Here is an 18811-nt window from a genome sequence, read left to right as displayed (position 1 = left end):
GCTTGCCAGCGATGGCGTCAGTCCAGACAACGAATTACTTGGACAGAAACCGCATCCCTTCTTCCAGCCCGCGCAGGGTCAACGGATACATCTGGTCCTCGATCAAATCCCGCACGATATTCGTCGACGAGGTGTAGCCCCACGTATCTTTCGGGTACGGATTGATCCAGATGAGCTTCTTGTATTTCTCCATGAAGCGCTGCATCCACACGTAACCCGGCTCTTCGTTCCAGTGCTCGACGCTGCCGCCGGCCTGGGTGATTTCATAAGGCGCCATGGCGGCGTCACCGATGAAGATCACTTTGTAGTCGGCGCCGTACTTGTGCAGCAGGTCCTGGGTCGAGGTGCGCTCGGAGGTGCGGCGCATGTTGTTCTTCCACACCGACTCATAAATGAAGTTGTGGAAATAGAAGTACTCCAGATGCTTGAACTCGGTCTTGCAGGCCGAGAACAGCTCCTCGCAGATCTTCACGTGGGCGTCCATCGAGCCGCCGATGTCGAACAGCAGCAACAGCTTCACCGTGTTGCGCCGTTCCGGGCGCATCTGGATGTTCAGCAGGCCGGCGTCCTTGGCGGTGTGGTCGATGGTGCCGTCGATGTCCAGTTCTTCCGCCGCGCCCTGACGCGCGAATTTGCGCAGGCGGCGCAGGGCGACCTTGATGTTGCGGGTGCCCAGTTCCACGGAGTCGTCGAGGTTCTTGTACTCGCGCTGATCCCAGACTTTCACCGCTTTGCCCTGGCGTTTGCCGGCATCGCCGACCCGAATGCCTTCCGGGTTGAAACCGCCGGAGCCGAACGGGCTGGTGCCGCCGGTGCCGATCCATTTGTTGCCGCCGGCGTGGCGTTCCTTCTGTTCTTCCAGGCGTTTCTTGAACTCCTCGATCAGCTTGTCCAGGCCGCCGAGGGACTGGATCTGCGCGCGTTCCTCGTCGGTCAGCGAGCGCTCGAATTCCTTGCGCAGCCAGTCTTCGGGGATCAGCGCCTGCAAGTGGTCGTCGAGTTTTTCCAGGCCGTTGAAGTAGGCGCCGAACGCACGGTCGAACTTGTCGAAATGCCGTTCGTCCTTCACCAGAATCGCCCGGGACAAGTAGTAGAACTCGTCCATGTCGGCGAAGGTCACGCGCTGTTTCAGCGCGTTGATCAGGTCGAGCAGCTCGCGCACCGACACCGGCACCTTGGCTGCGCGCATTTCGTTGAACAGGTTGAGCAACATGGCGTCAGCCTCTTAGCGGGTGCCGCGACGGCTCATGAACGCCAGGCGCTCAAGCAGTTGCACGTCCTGTTCGTTCTTCACCAGCGCACCGGCCAGCGGCGGGATGGCTTTGGTCGGATCGCGTTCGCGCAGCACCGCTTCGCCGATGTTGTCGGCCATCAGCAGCTTCAGCCAGTCCACCAGTTCCGAGGTCGAAGGCTTCTTCTTCAGGCCCGGCACCTTGCGCACGTCGAAGAACACGTCCAGCGCTTCGCTGACCAGATCCTTCTTGATGTCCGGGTAGTGCACGTCGACGATTTTCTGCAGGGTGGTGCGGTCGGGGAAGGCGATGTAGTGGAAGAAGCAGCGGCGCAGGAAGGCGTCCGGCAGCTCTTTCTCGTTGTTGGAAGTAATGATGATGATCGGACGCTTTTTGGCCTTGATGGTCTCGTCGATCTCGTAAACGTAGAACTCCATCTTGTCGAGTTCTTGCAGCAGATCGTTGGGAAACTCGATGTCGGCCTTGTCGATTTCGTCGATCAGCAGAATGACCCGCTCTTCGGACTCGAACGCTTCCCAGAGCTTGCCCTTCTTCAGGTAGTTGCGCACGTCGTGGACTTTTTCATTGCCCAGTTGCGAGTCGCGCAGACGGCTGACCGCATCGTACTCGTACAGGCCTTGATGGGCCTTGGTGGTGGACTTGATGTGCCAGGTGATCAGCTTTGCGCCGAACGATTCGGCCAGTTGCTCGGCGAGCATGGTCTTGCCGGTGCCCGGTTCGCCCTTGACCAGCAGCGGCCGCTCCAGGGTGATGGCGGCGTTGACCGCCAGCTTCAGGTCATCGGTGGCGACGTAGGCCTGGGTGCCTTCGAACTTCATCTGCTAATCCTCGAACGGTAACGCCGACCTGAACGGGCAGGGCGGGGGCGAAATAATCGGATGCCCGACTATAACGCGCGGCCCGGTCGACTGTGAACGCAGACGGCTTATTCAGTCTCTGAATGGGGCGTCACATGTTGACTCAGTTTCGGCACGAGGCCAGTATTCAGGTATCGCCGATTTGGCGATAGCCTTCGGGCATGACTACCAAATACCGATTTCGCGATAAATACCGCATTCAGTTGCGCGAGAAGGATCACCCGCCACCCCATGTTCACCTGACCGGTGGCGGAGTGGATGTGATGCTGAGCCTGGAAACCGTCGAGGTCATGATGGGCAAGGCACCGCCACTGATCGTCAAGGAAGCGTTGGCGTGGGTTTCGGCCCATCAGACGCAATTGCTGGAGGACTGGAAACGATGTTACCCATGAAGCGGCCTAGATTGGCGGCGGTGCAGGCTATTGGCGATGCTTGTCTGTCGTTGACCTTTATTGATGGCCAACGGCTGAACCTGGACTTGAGCCGCGATCTGCAAACCTATCCGGGGCTCGCTCCGCTACTGGACGCTGAAGTGTTCGCAAGCGCTGAGTTGGGTGACGACGGCTGGAGCGTGGAGTGGCTGGAGCCGGATATCCAGATTGGTGCCGATACCTTGTACCGGGACGCGCTCGCGCAAAATGCGCCCGACGAAAACACACGGATTTTCATGGATTGGCGCGCTCGCACCGGTCTACCGTTGAATGAGGCGGCCGAAGCGCTGGGTGTCAGCGCCCGCAGCATCAGTCGCTACAGTAATGGTCGGGAAGCGGTGCCGCGATCATTGGCCCTGGCCTGTCTGGGTTGGGATTCGTTGCAGGAGAAGCCTGCACTGATCGCGGCAGAGGATACCGGGCACTACATCGTCAACCGAAAAACTTAGCCCGCATCCGGCTTCGGCCGTTCATACCGGGCATTGAAGGCCTGAATGAATCCGTTGCGCAAAATCTGCAAAAACGCTTCGAACGCGTTGATATCTTGCTGGTGCACGCTGCCGCTGAGTTCGACTCGGGTGGCAAACTGGTTCTTGCCCTGGTTTTTCAGCACGGTTTCCGTGCCGCCGACCAGTGCTTCCCAGATCGAGCGGAAGATCCCCTTGTTCTTGTTCTCGACATCTTGCTGCCAGTTGAACACGTCCACGTCGCGCAGCAGCGGTTTGATGTAGCCCTTGAGCTGGCCCTTGTTGGCGGCGGCTTCGATGACCACGTCGCCGTGGCCGGCGTTGAAGTCGAATTTGCCGTAGGCCGAGGCGAAGTCGTTCATGCGCTTGAGTTCGATGTCGCGGGCCCGCAGGCGAAATTCGAAGTCTTCGAAATCGCTCAAGGGGTCGAAGGTGGCTGTGGTTTCCAGCGGGGCATGCCCCAGCAGCAGGGCCTTGCCTTCGAAGCGAGCGTCGCGTTTGCCCTCCTTGTCGACCACGTTGGTCAGGTTGTAAATGCTGGCGTCGACGTTGGTTGCATTCATGTTTACCGGTGGTTTGGAGTTGAAGTTGCGAAAGCTGATCCGCCCATCGCTGATCTGCACTTCGTCGAGCGTGATAGGCAACAGTTTGCCCAGTTGCTCACGCCAGTCGGTGCCCTGACCGGTCTGGGAGTTCTGCTTGTTGGCACCACCATCGACGAAGTTAACCTGAGGTTTAAAGAATTTAACCTGTGCCACGACAGCATGGTCGTACCAAAGCGAGTGCCAACTGACAGACAGGTCGATAACCGGCGCATCGACGAATGGCACCGGCACCTTGCCGTCGGCCTTGACGATTTTCAGGCCATTGATCTTGTAGGCCCCGCGCCAGAGCGCCAGGTCCACGTCGGTGATCTGGCCGCGGTAATCGCCCATGTTGGCCAGTTTGTCATTCAGATAGTCGCGCACCAGATAGGGCAGGGCGATGTGCAGGGCGATCAGCAGAACAACGGTGGTGGCAAGAGTCCACAACGGCCAGCGGTAGCGACGCTTCATGGCAATAGATCCCGAACGGTATAAGGCGGTTGACTGCCGCCTGCCGCAGACGTTCGACCGAACTGGACTGACAAAGGCAACAGGCTTACCTTGGAGAGCTGAATTCAACGCTGCACAAGGACCCAGCCATGAGCCGTATTTTTGCTGACAATGCCCATTCCATCGGCAACACGCCGCTGGTGCAGATCAACCGCATCGCGCCCCGTGGCGTGACCATTCTGGCCAAGATCGAAGGTCGCAACCCGGGCTACTCGGTCAAGTGCCGGATCGGTGCCAACATGATCTGGGACGCCGAAAGCAGCGGCAAACTCAAGCCGGGCATGACCATCGTCGAGCCGACCTCCGGTAACACCGGCATCGGCCTGGCCTTCGTGGCGGCCGCTCGCGGTTACAAATTGCTGCTGACCATGCCGGCCTCGATGAGCATCGAACGGCGCAAGGTGCTCAAGGCGCTGGGTGCGGAACTGGTGTTGACCGAGCCAGCCAAAGGCATGAAGGGCGCGATCGAAAAGGCCGCGGAGATCGTCGCCAGCGATGCCGGCAAATATTTTATGCCGGCCCAGTTCGATAACCCGGCCAACCCGGCCATTCACGAAAAAACCACCGGTCCGGAAATCTGGAACGACACCGACGGTGCAGTCGATGTGCTGGTAGCGGGCGTCGGCACTGGAGGAACCATCACTGGCGTGTCGCGGTATATCAAGAATACCGCAGGCAAACCGATTCTGTCGGTGGCGGTGGAGCCGGTGTCTTCGCCGGTGATTACCCAGGCGCTGGCCGGCGAAGAGATCAAGCCGAGCCCGCACAAGATTCAGGGCATCGGTGCCGGTTTCGTGCCGAAGAACCTTGATCTGTCGATGGTTGACCGGGTCGAGCTGGTGACGGATGACGAGTCCAAGGCCATGGCGCTGCGCCTGATGCAGGAAGAAGGGATCCTGTGCGGCATTTCCTGCGGTGCGGCCATGTCGGTGGCGGTGCGTCTGGCGGAGACCCCGGAAATGCAGGGCAAGACCATTGTGGTGGTGCTGCCCGACTCCGGTGAGCGTTATCTGTCGAGCATGCTGTTCAGTGATCTGTTCACCGATCAGGAGAACCAGCAGTAAGGGGCGCGTTGATTCAGGTCAGCCAGGGTTCAGGATCGTTATGTTAATAAGTGCTTTGTTGCGCAATTCTTAACACTGAATCTTGGGTCGGGCGGGTTTTTCCCGGAGCCGGTAGTGTTTATCATGGCCGGCCGCCATCTCGGGCAAATGACGTGGCGTGGCGTTGTCTTATTTCAAGGAGTTGTTGATGACCTTTTCGTTAGCCGCCAAGGTGTCGGTGTTGCTGCTGTTTGTGGGCAGCATCCTCTACGTGCATTTGCGCGGCAAGGCGCGTTTGCCGGTGCTGCGGCAGTTCGTCAACCATTCGGCGCTATTTGCCCCGTACAACGCCTTGATGTACTTGTTCTCGGGCGTGCCATCCAAACCGTATCTGGATCGCAGCAAATTCCCTGAACTGGACGTGTTGCGCGATAACTGGGAAACCATTCGCGACGAAGCCATGCATCTGTTCGACGAGGGCTACATCCGCGCGGCCGAGAAGAACAATGACGCCGGTTTCGGCTCGTTCTTCAAGAAAGGCTGGAAGCGTTTCTACCTCAAGTGGTACGACAAACCGCTGCCTTCGGCCGAAACCCTATGCCCGAAAACCGTGGCGTTGGTCAGTGCCATTCCCAACGTCAAAGGCGCGATGTTCGCGCTGTTGCCGGGTGGCAGTCATTTGAACCCGCACCGCGATCCGTTCGCCGGTTCCCTGCGTTATCACCTGGGCCTTTCGACGCCGAACTCCGACGACTGCCGGATTTTCGTCGACGGTCAGGTCTACGCCTGGCGCGACGGTGAAGACGTGATGTTCGACGAGACCTACGTGCACTGGGTTAAAAACGAAACCGAACAGACCCGCGTCATCCTGTTCTGCGACATCGAGCGGCCGTTGAGCAACCGCCTGATGACCCGCATCAACCGCTTCATCAGCGCCTGGCTGGGCCGCGCCACGGCACCGCAGAACCTCGACGACGAACGTGTTGGCGGGATCAACCAGGCTTATGCGTGGAGCAAGAGTTTCAGCGACAAGTTCAGTGGTGCGGTCAAACAGTGGAAACGCCGCAATCCAAAGACCTACCGCGTAATGCGGCCGGTGCTGGCGGTGGTGGTGTTGACGTTGCTGGGGTATTGGCTATTTGGTTGAGGCTGGATTTAAAAGCATAAAAAACCGCTCGTTTGAGCGGTTTTTTGTTTTCGGAATCAGGGACGGCCAGCAAGTAAGCTTGGTTCATCGATAGCGGTGCCGGTAGCAATGATCTGTAAGAGCCGTCGTTGACTGGCTGTCAGAACCGTTGGATCAGATTCACCCCTTATTGCATGCACTTTTTTCTTTCTGGGGGATTTTTTTATTTCTTTGCGCATATTCCCACCTTGGCTGATCAATATTTGAGCGTTTTTCACAATACTAGGCTCCCTACTGTTTTGACAAGGCGACCCTCGTTATCCAAACCGAAGCCGAGCTGTTCGTAAATTGGTAGTGCTCCCTGGAATGGTTCTTGAGCCTCGATCAAGCTACTGCCAATGATGCGGGCGTATTGCTCAATTGCCAGAACGGATAGCGGTGCAACACGGTTCTTCAATGGATGTGTTTCTCTTGGCCGCCCCTCCAGTCGTACGATTCGGATGCGTTGTCGACTTTTATTCGGGTTGGCAAAGCAAAGTCCGCACAGTTCAGATTCAAACCAGATTGCGATGTCGAGAGCGAGAGGTTCGCGCGCTTTCCATCCAATGACTTCTTCCCATGAAAAATGCGGGCTCTCCCAACACTCAAAAGCACTCAGCGCCAACGAGTCGATGGGTTCGAAACGTACTTTCGAAAGGTCAAGCGTTGTGGGACCAGCCATCTCCAGGTCAATCTGGAGTTGAGTCGTGGCAAGGCGGGCACGCTTCCTGGCTTGCGATTTGTACAACTGATACCGCAGATGATTACGTTCCCTTGGCATATGATCTCGCGCATTCCATGTCCCCCATCAATGGTCGTTGCAATTGCAAACGAGCCTATGCGCCTGTCTCCTGCCTGTCGCTACTGGCCCTTTGTCCAATTCATTGCAATCCATGTCGCGGGCTGGTTATAGTCGGCGCTCGTGGGTCCCACGACTCACCTTTCAACCCTTCAAAAAAGATCAGCCCAGATGCCTGCATCCCTCATCAACGCGGTAGTCGATTCAGCGGTCAACGCTGGCGTCGTGCCGTGCGGGAATCAGCAGCCTGTGCAGATCAGTCATTACCCTCCACCTGTCAGTAGCACGCCGGTGTGCGCAGTCGTATCACCGCCGGGCGTTGGTGTTTCGGGCTGATCAGCGTTTCCTGCTGACCCCTGTGCCCGCCTGAAAAAAACTACTGAATTTCAGCTTCGGCTGAGTTGGCTATTTGCCTGACTACAGGTGGTATTCATGTTTGTCCTTTCGAAAAAGTCCGCGCTCGCGGCGGCGTCCACAAGCCTGTTCGTTCTACTGTGGAGCAGCGGGGCGATCTTCTCCAAGTGGGGGCTGGCCCACGCTTCGCCCTTTGCCTTTTTGCTGATCCGTTTTGTCATTGCCCTGTGCGGGCTGGTGCTGCTGGTGCCGTTGCTCAAGCTGAAACTGCCCAAGGGCGGCAAGCCGATGCTGTACGCGATGGCTACCGGGGTGGTGCTGTTGGGGGCTTATCAGATTTTCTATCTGCTGGCGCTGGACCTGAAGGTCACCCCCGGAGTGATGGCGACCATCATGGGCGTGCAGCCGATCCTTACGGTGGTGATCATGGAGCGGCAGCGCTCGGCGAGCCGGATCTTTGGTCTGGCGTTGGGATTGGCCGGTCTGATCATGGTGGTTTATCAGGGCATCGGTCTGGCCGGGATGTCGCTGGCGGGGATGTTGTTCGGGCTGCTGGCGCTGGCGAGCATGACCTTCGGCTCGATCATGCAGAAACGCATCACCGACAATCCCCTCGGCACGCTGCCGGTGCAGTACCTGGCCGGTCTGCTGCTGTGCGGGATTTTCGTGCCGTTCCAGCCGTTTCACTTCGAGCACAGCGCCGGTTTCATCGTGCCGGTGTTGTGGATGGGGCTGGTGGTTTCCGTGCTGGCGACGTTGCTGCTGTATCGACTGATCGCGCGGGGCAATCTGGTAAATGTCACCAGTCTGTTCTATCTGGTGCCGGCCGTGACGGCGGTGATGGACTACCTGATCTTCGGCAATCGCCTGGCGGCGTTGAGCGTGCTGGGGATGCTGTTGATCATCGTCGGTCTGGTGTTTGTGTTCCGTAAGTCGGCGTAGACCGCCGCGCATGAAAAAGGCCCGGGAGGAAACTCCCGGGCCTTCGTGCATCTGCAAATCAGCGAGTGGCGATTTCTGCCGGTTTCAACACCAGCCACAGCGCAATGGCGATCAACACCCCGCCATACACGTGGGCCATCGACAGCGGCTCATCGAGAAACAGCGCCCCCCACAACACGCCGAACGGCGGAATCATGAAGGTCACGGTCATCGACTTCACCGGCCCGATGGAGCTCAGCAGGCGGAAGTAAATGATGTACGCAAACGCGGTGCAGCCCAGACCCAGGCCCAGCAGCGACAACCAGACACTCCAGCCGCCCCAGCTCACCGGCGGCGCAGTGATGACGCTGTAACCGAACAGCGGCAACAGAAACAGGGTCGCTCCGAGCATACTGCCCAGCGCCGACAGACGGCTGTCGAGCCCGCCGGCCTGATCCAGCCAGCGTCGGGCGAGGAACCCGGCGAAGCCGTAGCAGGTGGTTGCGAGCAGACAGGCAACCGCACCCATCAGCAGCTGCAGATCGAAGGCGACCGGCCCGGCGCGAGTCAGCACGCCCACCCCGAGCAGGCCGAGGAACACCCCGGCCAGTTTGGCCAGCGTGAGTTTTTCACTGAAGAACAAACCGCCGATCAACACGCCCATCAACGGGGTGGTGGCGTTGAAGATTGCCGAATAACCGGCGGGCAGCACCTGAGCGGCGACGGAGTACAGCGTCGCCGGCACGCCGGAGTTGATCACGCCCAGCAGCATCACGGTCTTGAGCTTGCCTTTGAAATCCCAGCTGATACGCATCAGCCCGAGGATCACCAGCAGGCCGACGGCGGCAATCGAAACACGGAAAAAACCGGTGGGAATCGTACCGATCGCCGGAGCGATGATGCGCATGAACAGGAAGCTCGCGCCCCAGATGGCGGCCAGCGACAGCATGCGGAATATATCGACAGGGCTCACGGGCCACTCCTTCCTTGATCGGGACGAGAGTGTTGCCGAGGGCCCTGGCGATGGCAACCGCTAATCGGGCATTTAATCTTCTGATCAGATTACGAAGCGCGTCACCAGAGCGTTCAGGTCGACGGCCAGCCGCGACAGTTCCTGACTGGCGGCAGACGTCTGGGTGGCGCCGGCAGCAGTCTGGGTCGACAGGTCGCGGATGGTCACCAGATTCTGATCGACTTCCCGCGCCACCAGCGCCTGCTGCTCGGCGGCGCTGGCGATCACCAGGTTGCGCTGGTTGATCTGCGAGATCGACGCGGTGATTTTCTCCAACGCCTGACCGGCGCTGTTCGCCCGGCGCAGTGTGTGGCTCGCCTGTTCGGCACTGCTTTGCAAAGCCCCGACAGTGGCACCGGTGCCTTGCTGGATGCTGCTGATCATCAGCTCGATTTCTTCGGTAGAGTTCTGCGTGCGCTGGGCCAGCGAGCGGACTTCATCGGCGACCACCGCAAACCCACGCCCGGCCTCGCCGGCTCGCGCCGCTTCAATGGCGGCGTTCAGGGCCAGCAGATTGGTCTGCCCGGCGATGCCGCGAATCACCTCCAGCACCTTGCTGATGTCCTGGGCCTGAGTCGCCAGGCCCTCGGCCTGTTCGGAGGCGCCGAGCACGGCGCTGACCAGTTCCTGAATCGAACTGATGGTCTCGCTGACCTGTACATGCCCGTGCTTGCTGTCCTCGTTCGAGGCTTCGGACGCTTCGGCACTGGACACCGCATTGGCGGCCACTTCATCGACCGCCGTGCTCATCTCGGTGACCGCCGTGGCCGCCTGTTCGATCTGGTCATTCTGCTGTTGCAGGCCGCGGGTGCTCTGTTCCATCACCGAGCTCATTTCCTCGGCGGCGGAGGCCAGTTGCTGGGCCGACTCGCTGATGCCGCGAATGGTCGAGCGCAGATTGCCCTGCATCTCGGCCAGAGCCGTGAGCAACTGCGCCGCTTCATCGCGCCCCGCGCTTTCGATGCGACCACTGAGGTCTCCCGAAGCAATCCGTCGTGCCACGTTCAGCGCCTGATTGATCGGCGCGGTGATGCTGCGGGTCAGCAACCAGGCCAGCAGCAACGTGGCAATCAGCGCGACGACGATGATTGTGGCGACGATCCACAGCGCCTGCTGGTACATCGCCGCCGCGGACTTGGCGGCGGTATCCGCGCCTTGTTGGTTGAGCGTGATCATTTGCTCCAGAGTCTTGTCGAGCACCGTGCCCTGGGGCGCCAGTTCATTGGTGAGGCGCGCGTAGGCCTGATCGTTTTGTCCAGCGTCGATCTGTTTGATGATCTGGTCGAGGATGCTCAGGTACTTGGCGGTGTCTGCGCTCAGGCCTTCCAGCATCGCCCGCTCTTGATCACTGGCAATCAGGCCTTTGTGGTCGTCGAGGCGCTTGAGCAATTCCTGGCGTTGCGCCGTGAGAAGGCCTTTGCTGCGTTCGCGCACGGCAGCCTGGGTGCTGGTGATCAGGCGCAGGGACTCAAGACGGATGCTGGCGATGTTCGCCGCCGCGTCATGGATGCTTTCGATGCTGGGCATCCACGATTCCTCGATCACCGCCGCGCTCTCGCGCAGGGTTTTCATCTGGCCCAGACCGAACAGGCCGACCACTACCAGCAGACTGGCCAGAACGGCAAAACACAAACTGGCGCGCAAACCGATGCGCAGATTCCGGATAGACATCAATGTGCTCCTTGGGCTTTGGGGGAGAGAGGTCGTCCTCGTGGGCCGAGGATCTTGTTATGAGGCGGGTGATGGCAGGCTGTATATCAAAGTGCCACTATTTTGGTAAAACGAGTTTTCAGCCGGCTGCGTCTGCAATGGACAGGATTTAACCAACCAGGCAAACGCGCGGATTAGAGATGTCGAGTCCGAATTGGATCCGAAACCCCGACAAATCGCGGGCTGACGCCCAGTGGCGGGGAGAACCCCAAGGGACGTTTACTGACCGAACGGTCGATTAAAAAAACTTTGATAAAAACTGTGTCGTTGTACAAACCGCAAGAGGATCTGGCCGAAATTGCGCTTCTCCTGCAGCCGCTTCCGTGGCTAAGCTCAGGCCTTCGAGCACAGATTCTCCAATTCCCGCAGAGGTCTCATCCATGCCGCAGCAATGGCCAGCCACCGACATCGCCCGCCTGATCCTCGATGGGTTTGACGATTACCGCGAGCATTTCCGGCGGATCACCGACGGCGCCCGGGAGCGCTTCGAGCAGGCCCGCTGGCAGGACACGCAAACCGCGTCGGCGGCCCGGATCAACCTCTACGAAGAAAAGGTCGGTGAAACCGTCGCCCGCCTGCGCGAGTATTTCGAGCCGGACACCTTGATGGACGTCACCTGCTGGCCGCTGGTGAAAAGTGCCTACATCAGCATCATCGACCTGCGCTTCGACGATGAGCTGTCCGAGACCTGGTACAACTCGATTTTCTGCGGCCTGTTCAGCCACGACCTGATCAGCGACGGCTGCATGTTCATCCACACCACGCGCCCGAGCCTGCGCCGCGCGCGGGCCGCACAGACCCGCACCTACAAGCCCCATGGACAGATCTCGAGCATGCTCGCGAGCATCTTTGCCGATTATCGCTTCAGCGAGGCCTACGCCGATTTGCCCGGCGACTTGCAGCGCCTGGAAGCGCAACTGCGCGAGAACCTGCCGGACTGGGTGTGCAAGGATCCGGAGCTGAGTGTCGAGCTGTTTTCCTCGGTGCTCTACCGTAACAAGGGCGCGTACCTGGTCGGGCGCATCTACACCAGTGACGATCAATGGCCGCTGGTGATTCCATTGCTGCACCGCGAGGGTCGGGGGATTCAGATCGACGCATTGATCACCGACGAAGCGGAGGTGTCGATCATCTTCTCCTTCACCCGTTCGTATTTCATGGTGGATGTGCCGGTGCCGGCGGAATTCATTGGCTTCCTCAAACGCATCCTGCCGGGCAAGCACATCGCCGAGCTGTACACCTCGATCGGTTTCTACAAGCACGGCAAATCCGAGTTCTACCGCGCCCTGATCAATCACCTGGCCAACACCGACGACCAGTTCATCATGGCGCCGGGCGTGCGCGGCATGGTCATGAGCGTGTTCACGCTGCCGGGCTTCAACACCGTGTTCAAGATCATCAAGGACCGCTTCTCGCCCTCGAAAAACGTCGACCGCGCCACGGTGATCGAGAAGTACCGATTGGTGAAAAGCGTCGACCGCGTCGGGCGCATGGCCGATACCCAGGAATTCGCCGACTTTCGTTTTCCCCTGAGCAAGTTCGAGCCGGCGTGCCTGGCGGAACTGCTGGAGGTTGCGCCGTCCACGGTGTCGCTGGAAGGTGAAACCGTGCTGATCCGCCACTGCTGGACCGAGCGCCGGATGACCCCGCTCAACCTCTATCTGGATAACGCCAACGAAGCCCAGGTGCGCGAAGCACTGGAGGATTACGGCCTGGCGATCAAGCAACTGGCGGCGGCCAACATCTTTCCCGGCGACATGCTGCTGAAGAACTTCGGCGTCACCCGCCATGGCCGGGTGGTGTTCTACGACTATGACGAGATCTGTTTCCTCACCGAAGCCAACTTCCGCCACATCCCGGCACCGCGCACGCCGGAGGACGAAATGGCCTCCGAACCGTGGTACTCGATCGGTCCGCTGGATGTGTTCCCCGAGGAGTTTCCGCCGTTCCTGTTTGCCGATGCGGCGCAGCGCAAATTGTTCGATCAGTTGCATGGCGAGTTGTATAACGCCGATTACTGGAAGGGATTGCAGGAGGCGATTCGGGCGGGGAAAGTCATCGATGTCTTCCCGTATCGGCGCAAGGGCCTGGATAACGAATAACCCGTTAATGATCGTTCCCATGCTCTGCGTGGGAATGCCTCACCGGACGCTCCGCGTCCGCTTTTGGGACGCGGAGCGTCCTTGGCTGCATTCCCACGCAGAGCATGGGAACGATCACAGTCAGGCGTAAATCTGCGACAATCGCGTCCTTGCGCCACTAGACGACCGAATTGCGTACCCGATGACCGACGAATCGCCCTCCATCGACAAACTGCTGAAAAACCTCGATCACGCCATGCTCGCCGACCGCCACCGGCTGCGGCGGCAGTTGCTTGAGCTGCGCAAGAAACCCGACGAAGCCAAACTGGTCCAGTGGGTGGCGCGGATGCAGGCGTCCTGCGATCAGGTGCTGGCGCGCAAGGCCAGCCTGCCGGTGATCCGTTACGACGACAGCCTGCCGATTGCGGCCAAGCGTGACGAAATCAAGAAGGCCCTGGAAAAGCATCAGGTGCTGATCATCGCCGGCGAAACCGGCTCGGGTAAAACCACCCAGTTGCCGAAAATCTGTCTGGAGATCGGTCGCGGCCAGCATGGCTTGATCGGCCACACCCAGCCTCGGCGAATTGCTGCGCGCAGTGTGGCCAGTCGGGTCGCCGAAGAACTCGGTACGCCGCTGGGCGCGCTGGTCGGCTATCAGGTGCGCTTCGAAGACCAGAGTGATTCCAACACCCTGATCAAACTGATGACCGACGGCATCCTGCTGGCGGAAACCCAGAACGATCGCTACCTCGAACGCTACGACACGATCATCGTCGACGAAGCCCACGAACGCAGCCTCAACATCGACTTCCTGCTCGGTTACCTGAAAACCCTGCTGCCGCGTCGTCCGGATCTGAAAGTCATCATCACCTCGGCGACCATCGATCTGGAGCGTTTCTCCAGGCATTTCGACGATGCGCCGATTGTCGAAGTGTCTGGCCGTACTTTCCCGGTGGACACCTGGTATCGCCCGCTGACGCTTGAGCAGGACGAAGAGGGCAACCGTGTCGAAGACGACCTGACTGTCGATCAGGCGATCCTCGCTACTCTCGACGAAATCGCCGCCTATGAGCGCAGCGAGCGCCGCAGTCCCGGTGATGTGCTGGTGTTCCTGCCCGGCGAGCGTGAGATCCGCGACGCCGCCGACATGCTGCGCAAGGCCCAGCTCAAACACACCGAAATCCTGCCGTTGTACGCGCGCCTGTCGCCGGCTGAACAGCAGCGGATTTTCCAGTCGCATCCGGGCCGTCGCGTGGTGCTGGCAACCAACGTCGCCGAAACCTCGCTGACCGTGCCGGGCATCCGTTACGTGATCGACAGCGGCACCGCGCGCATCAGTCGCTACAGCTACCGCGCCAAGGTTCAGCGGCTGCCGATCGAAGCGATTTCCCAGGCCAGCGCCAACCAGCGTAAAGGTCGCTGCGGCCGGGTCGAGCCGGGTATTTGTGTGCGCTTGTACAGCGAAGAGGATTTCCTCGGTCGCCCGGAATTTACCGATCCGGAAATCCTGCGTACCAACCTCGCGGCGGTAATTTTGCAGATGCTCCATCTGCGCCTCGGCGAGATCACCGATTTCCCGTTCATCGAGCCGCCGGACGGCAAGGCGATCAGCGATGGTTTCAACCTGCTGCAAGAACTCTCGGCGGTGGATCGCAACAGCCAGCTGACCCCGCTCGGCCGCCAGCTGGCGCGCCTGCCGGTGGACCCGCGCATGGGCCGCATGCTGCTGGAAGCGGCAAAACTCGGCAGCCTGCAGGAAGTGCTGATCGTCGCCAGCGCCATGTCGATTCAGGACCCGCGCGAGCGTCCGCCGGAGCGTCAGCAAGCCGCTGATCAGGCCCACGCGCAGTGGAAGGACGCCGATTCGGACTTCGCCGGGCTGGTCAATCTGTGGCGTGGCTTCGAAGAACAGCGCCAAGCGTTGACCGCCAGTCCGCTGCGCAATTGGTGCCGGAAGAATTTCCTCAATTATCTGCGCCTGCGCGAGTGGCGTGATTCCCACCGTCAGTTGAGCCTGATCTGTCGCGACTTGCAGCTGAGCCTGAACAAAGAGCCAGCGGATTATCCGAAGCTGCACAAAGCGGTGCTGGTCGGCCTGCTCAGCCAGATCGGCCAGAAAACCGAGGACGGCGACTATCTTGGCGCCCGTCAGCGGCGGTTCTGGATTCACCCGTCGTCAGGCATAGGCAAGAAACGCCCGCAGTGGGTGATGACCGCCGAACTGGTGGAAACCACCAAGCTCTACGCGCGGATGGTGGCGAAGATCGACGCCGACTGGATCGAGCCGCTGGCCGGGCACCTGATCAAGAAGAACCACTTCGAACCTCACTGGGAGAAGAAGCGCGGCCAGGTCGTGGCGTTCGAGCAGATCACCCTGTTCGGCCTGATCGTGGTCGGTCGCCGGCCAGTGCATTACGGCCCGGTGGATCCCGTGGTTTCGCGGGAGCTGTTCATCCGCGAAGGTCTGGTGCGGGGCGAGATTCAGTCCCGGGCCAAGTGCCTGACCGCCAACAAGCAATTGCTCGAACAGCTCGACGAACTGGAAGCCAAGGCCCGTCGCCGGGACATTCTGGCCGACGAGGAAACCCTCTTCGGGTTCTACGACGCGCGACTGCCGGCGGAGATTCACCAGACCGCGACGTTCGATAGCTGGTATCGGGTCAACAGCCAGAAAGATCCGCAACTGCTGATCATGCGCGAGGAAGACGTGCTGGCCCGCGAAGCCAGCGAAGTCACCGCCCAGCATTATCCGGACACGCTGCACATCGGCGATCTGGAACTGGCTCTGAGTTATCACTTCGAACCGAATCACCCGCGCGACGGTGTGACCCTGCGTGTGCCGGCGCCGCTGTTGCCGATGCTGCCGCCGGAGCGCCTGGAGTGGCTGGTGCCGGGGCTGATCGAAGCCAAATGCATTGCGCTGGTGCGCAACCTGCCCAAGGCATTGCGCAAAAACTTCGTGCCGGTGCCGGACTTCATCAAGGCCGCGCTGCAACGCATGACCTTTGCCGAAGGTTCGTTGCCGCAAGCGCTGGGCCGTGAACTGCTGCGCATGACCGGTGCGCGGGTCAGCGATGAGGCTTGGGCCGAAGCGGCGCAGCAGGTTGAAAGCCACCTGCGGATGAACCTGGAAATCGTCGACGGCCAAGGCAAGTTCCTAGGCGAAGGCCGGGATCTGGCCGAGCTGACCGCACGTTTCGCCGAAGCCAGCCAGGCTGCGTTGGCCGTGCCGCAAAGTGCGAAAAGTCAGCAACCGGTGGAGGCCAAGGTCTTCGCGCCGGTGGCGGAAAAGACTCAGCAGAAGATCGCCGGGCTGTCGATGACGGTCTATCCGGCGTTGGTGGAAGAGGGCGGCACGGTCAAGGAAGGGCGCTTCTCGACGCCGGCCGAAGCTGAATTCCAGCACCGCCGCGCCTTGCAACGCCTGCTGATGCAACAACTGGCGGAACCGGCCAAGTTCCTGCGCGGCAAGTTGCCGGGCCTGACCGAACTGGGTTTGCTGTACCGCGAGCTGGGTCGGGTCGATGCGCTGGTCGAAGACATTCTGCTGGCCAGCCTCGACAGCTGCATTCTCGAGGGCGAAGACCCGTTGCCGCGTGACGGCGCAGGTCTGGCGGCGCTGGCCGAGCGCAAGCGCGGCAGCTGGACCGAACACGCCGAGCGCGTGGCACGGCTGACGCTGGAAATCCTCAAGCTCTGGCACGGTCTGCAAAAACGCTTCAAGGGCAAGATCGATCTGGCTCAGGCCGTGGCGCTTAACGACATCAAGCAGCAGCTCAGCCATCTGGTGTATCCGGGCTTCGTCCGGGAAACGCCGATGCTCTGGCTCAAGGAGTTACCGCGCTATCTGAAAGCGGTCGAGCAGCGTTTCGAGAAGCTGGGCGCGCAGGTGCAGAAGGATCGGGTCTGGAGCGGCGAACTCGCCGGGCTCTGGACGCAATACCAGACCCGCGCCGCCAAACATGCTCAGGAAGGCAAACGCGATCCGCAACTCGAGCTGTATCGCTGGTGGCTGGAGGAGTATCGGGTTTCGCTGTTCGCCCAGCAGTTGGGGACGAAAGTGCCGATCTCCGACAAGCGGCTGAACAAACAATGGACGCAGGTCGAACCCTAGCGAGTGCCTGATCGCTCCCACGCTCTGCGTGGTAGCGCTTCCCCGGACGCTCTGCGTCCGCTTTTGGGACGCGGAGCGTCCCTGGCTGCTTTCCCACGCGGAGCGTGGGAACGATCAGCAAACTTGAGAATGGGGCCAAAACCTTGGGTTTATGGCAAACTTCGCCACCATAAATGCCGTTTTCGCGTCCCAGAGCCTTTGCCGGGCCGCGCAGCGGAATAAAGCGATGCCTGGTTTTTGCGTCCCTTGATACGGGAATGGACCCTTTGCGTGTTGGCACGTCGGTGCCAGCACTTTCTGCCTGAACAGATTAGAGAAACGACCATGCATAACGTCGTCATCAGCGGCACCGGCCTGTACACCCCGGCCAACAGCATCTCCAACGAAGAGCTGGTGCAGTCCTTCAATACCTACGTCGCCCAGTTCAATGCGGACAACGCCGAAGCCATCGCCAGCGGCGAAGTCCAGGCCCTGACCGAGTCCAGCGCCGCGTTCATCGAAAAAGCTTCCGGCATCAAGAGCCGCTTTGTCATGGACAAGGATGGCATCCTCGACCCTGCGCGCATGGCGCCACGCCTGCCGGAGCGTTCCAACGACGAATGGTCGGTGCTTTGCCAGATGGCCATCGGCGCTGCCGAGCAAGCCCTGCAACGTGCCGGCAAGACCGCCGCCGACATCGACGGCGTGATCGTCGCCTGCTCCAACCTGCAACGCGCCTACCCGGCCATCGCCATCGAAGTCCAGGAAGCGCTGGGCATCCAGGGTTTCGGTTTCGACATGAACGTTGCCTGCTCGTCGGCCACCTTCGGCATCCAGCAAGCCGCCAACACCGTGCAACTGGGCCAGGCCCGGGCAATCCTGATGGTCAACCCGGAAGTCTGCACCGGCCACCTGAACTTCCGTGACCGCGACAGCCACTTCATCTTCGGTGACGCGGCCACCGCCGTGATTATCGAGCGCGCCGATCTGGCAACCTCCAAGCACCAGTTCGACGTGGTCAGCACCAAACTGCTGACCAAGTTCTCCAACAACATCCGCAACAACTTCGGCTTCCTCAACCGCGCAGCGGAAGAGGGCATCGGCGCCCGCGACAAACTGTTCGTGCAGGAAGGCCGCAAGGTGTTCAAGGATGTTTGCCCGATGGTGGCCGAACTGATTGGCGAGCATCTGGAAGAGAACAAGCTCAATGTCGGTGACGTAAAGCGCTTCTGGCTGCACCAGGCCAACCTGAGCATGAACCACCTGATCGTGCGCAAGCTGCTGGGCCGCGAAGCCACCGAAGAAGAAGCCCCGGTGATTCTCGACACCTACGCCAACACCAGCTCCGCCGGTTCCGTGATTGCGTTCCACAAATATCAGGACGATCTGGCGGCCGGTTCGCTGGCGGTGCTGAGTTCGTTCGGTGCCGGTTACTCGATTGGTAGCGTGATTCTGCGTAAACGTTAAGAGCGAGTTCATTTCCTCTTAATCGCGCTGACGTTTCCTACATCCGAATCGGCGCGAACGCTGT

General features: G+C 60.2%; 15 protein-coding genes. 8 read left to right on the top strand and 7 right to left on the bottom strand.

Going from position 1 to position 18811, the window contains the following annotated elements; translation table 11 throughout:
- Positions 1–34: 34 nt before the first annotated feature.
- On the bottom strand, positions 35–1213 hold the full coding sequence (locus AWU82_RS19965; RefSeq protein WP_007956512.1) for a vWA domain-containing protein: 1179 nt from the start codon (positions 1211–1213) through the stop codon (positions 35–37).
- A 12-nt stretch (positions 1214–1225) separates the two neighbouring features.
- The gene (locus AWU82_RS19960; RefSeq protein ID WP_007911294.1) at positions 1226–2071 is read right to left on the bottom strand and encodes an AAA family ATPase; all 846 of its coding nucleotides are present in this window, start codon (positions 2069–2071) and stop codon (positions 1226–1228) included.
- A gap of 200 nt (positions 2072–2271) precedes the next feature.
- On the opposite strand from AWU82_RS19960, the gene AWU82_RS19955 reads away from it, so the two are divergent.
- Both AWU82_RS19955 and AWU82_RS19950 read left to right on the top strand, forming a co-directional pair.
- Positions 2272–2502: a DUF4160 domain-containing protein gene (locus AWU82_RS19955; RefSeq protein WP_064383150.1), complete on the top strand. Its 231-nt coding sequence runs from the start codon at positions 2272–2274 to the stop codon at positions 2500–2502.
- Positions 2490–2990: a DUF2442 domain-containing protein gene (locus tag AWU82_RS19950; protein WP_064383152.1), complete on the top strand. Its 501-nt coding sequence runs from the start codon at positions 2490–2492 to the stop codon at positions 2988–2990. The genes AWU82_RS19955 and AWU82_RS19950 overlap by 13 nt, the downstream gene beginning before the upstream one ends.
- On the opposite strand, the gene AWU82_RS19945 is transcribed toward AWU82_RS19950, so the two are convergent.
- Entirely contained in the window at positions 2987–4063 is a 1077-nt protein-coding gene (locus tag AWU82_RS19945) for a DUF748 domain-containing protein (RefSeq protein WP_064383154.1), read from the bottom strand. The genes AWU82_RS19950 and AWU82_RS19945 overlap by 4 nt on opposite strands.
- Before the next feature lie 128 nt (positions 4064–4191).
- On the opposite strand from AWU82_RS19945, the gene cysK reads away from it, so the two are divergent.
- Positions 4192–5166, top strand: a complete 975-nt coding sequence (cysK, locus tag AWU82_RS19940) for a cysteine synthase A (protein ID WP_064383157.1) — start codon at positions 4192–4194, stop codon at positions 5164–5166.
- Positions 5167–5353: 187 nt separating this feature from the next.
- Positions 5354–6292, top strand: coding sequence for an aspartyl/asparaginyl beta-hydroxylase domain-containing protein (locus tag AWU82_RS19935; RefSeq protein ID WP_064383158.1), 939 nt, complete (start codon positions 5354–5356; stop codon positions 6290–6292).
- A gap of 56 nt (positions 6293–6348) precedes the next feature.
- Here AWU82_RS19935 and AWU82_RS19930 read toward each other — a convergent pair whose 3' ends face one another.
- On the bottom strand, positions 6349–6549 hold the full coding sequence (locus AWU82_RS19930) for a hypothetical protein (protein WP_084777050.1): 201 nt from the start codon (positions 6547–6549) through the stop codon (positions 6349–6351).
- A complete protein-coding gene (locus tag AWU82_RS19925) occupies positions 6546–7091 on the bottom strand; it encodes a hypothetical protein (protein ID WP_064383160.1) in 546 nt (181 codons plus the stop codon). The genes AWU82_RS19930 and AWU82_RS19925 overlap by 4 nt, the downstream gene beginning before the upstream one ends.
- Before the next feature lie 450 nt (positions 7092–7541).
- On the opposite strand from AWU82_RS19925, the gene AWU82_RS19920 reads away from it, so the two are divergent.
- Complete coding sequence (locus AWU82_RS19920) at positions 7542–8405, top strand: DMT family transporter (RefSeq protein WP_064383162.1); 864 nt, start codon at positions 7542–7544, stop codon at positions 8403–8405.
- A 58-nt stretch (positions 8406–8463) separates the two neighbouring features.
- Here AWU82_RS19920 and AWU82_RS19915 read toward each other — a convergent pair whose 3' ends face one another.
- Both AWU82_RS19915 and AWU82_RS19910 read right to left on the bottom strand, forming a co-directional pair.
- Entirely contained in the window at positions 8464–9357 is an 894-nt protein-coding gene (locus AWU82_RS19915) for a DMT family transporter (RefSeq protein ID WP_064383163.1), read from the bottom strand.
- A gap of 84 nt (positions 9358–9441) precedes the next feature.
- On the bottom strand, positions 9442–11067 hold the full coding sequence (locus AWU82_RS19910) for a methyl-accepting chemotaxis protein (protein WP_064383165.1): 1626 nt from the start codon (positions 11065–11067) through the stop codon (positions 9442–9444).
- 419 nt (positions 11068–11486) lie between these two features.
- Here AWU82_RS19910 and aceK point away from each other — a divergent pair, with 419 nt between their 5' ends.
- The 3 genes from aceK (at position 11487) to AWU82_RS19895 (ending at position 18747) form a co-directional block, all read left to right on the top strand.
- Entirely contained in the window at positions 11487–13208 is a 1722-nt protein-coding gene (gene aceK / locus AWU82_RS19905) for a bifunctional isocitrate dehydrogenase kinase/phosphatase (RefSeq protein ID WP_064383167.1), read from the top strand.
- Between the two features lie 181 nt (positions 13209–13389).
- On the top strand, positions 13390–17301 hold the full coding sequence (hrpA, locus tag AWU82_RS19900; RefSeq protein ID WP_064383169.1) for an ATP-dependent RNA helicase HrpA: 3912 nt from the start codon (positions 13390–13392) through the stop codon (positions 17299–17301).
- A gap of 324 nt (positions 17302–17625) precedes the next feature.
- On the top strand, positions 17626–18747 hold the full coding sequence (locus AWU82_RS19895) for a beta-ketoacyl-ACP synthase III (protein ID WP_011332951.1): 1122 nt from the start codon (positions 17626–17628) through the stop codon (positions 18745–18747).
- The last annotated feature ends 64 nt before the right edge of the window (positions 18748–18811 follow it).

Origin of the sequence: Pseudomonas glycinae (genome assembly GCF_001594225.2) — a bacterium.
GTDB lineage: Bacteria > Pseudomonadota > Gammaproteobacteria > Pseudomonadales > Pseudomonadaceae > Aquipseudomonas > Aquipseudomonas glycinae.
This window is presented reverse-complemented; position numbering and strand designations above follow the sequence as displayed.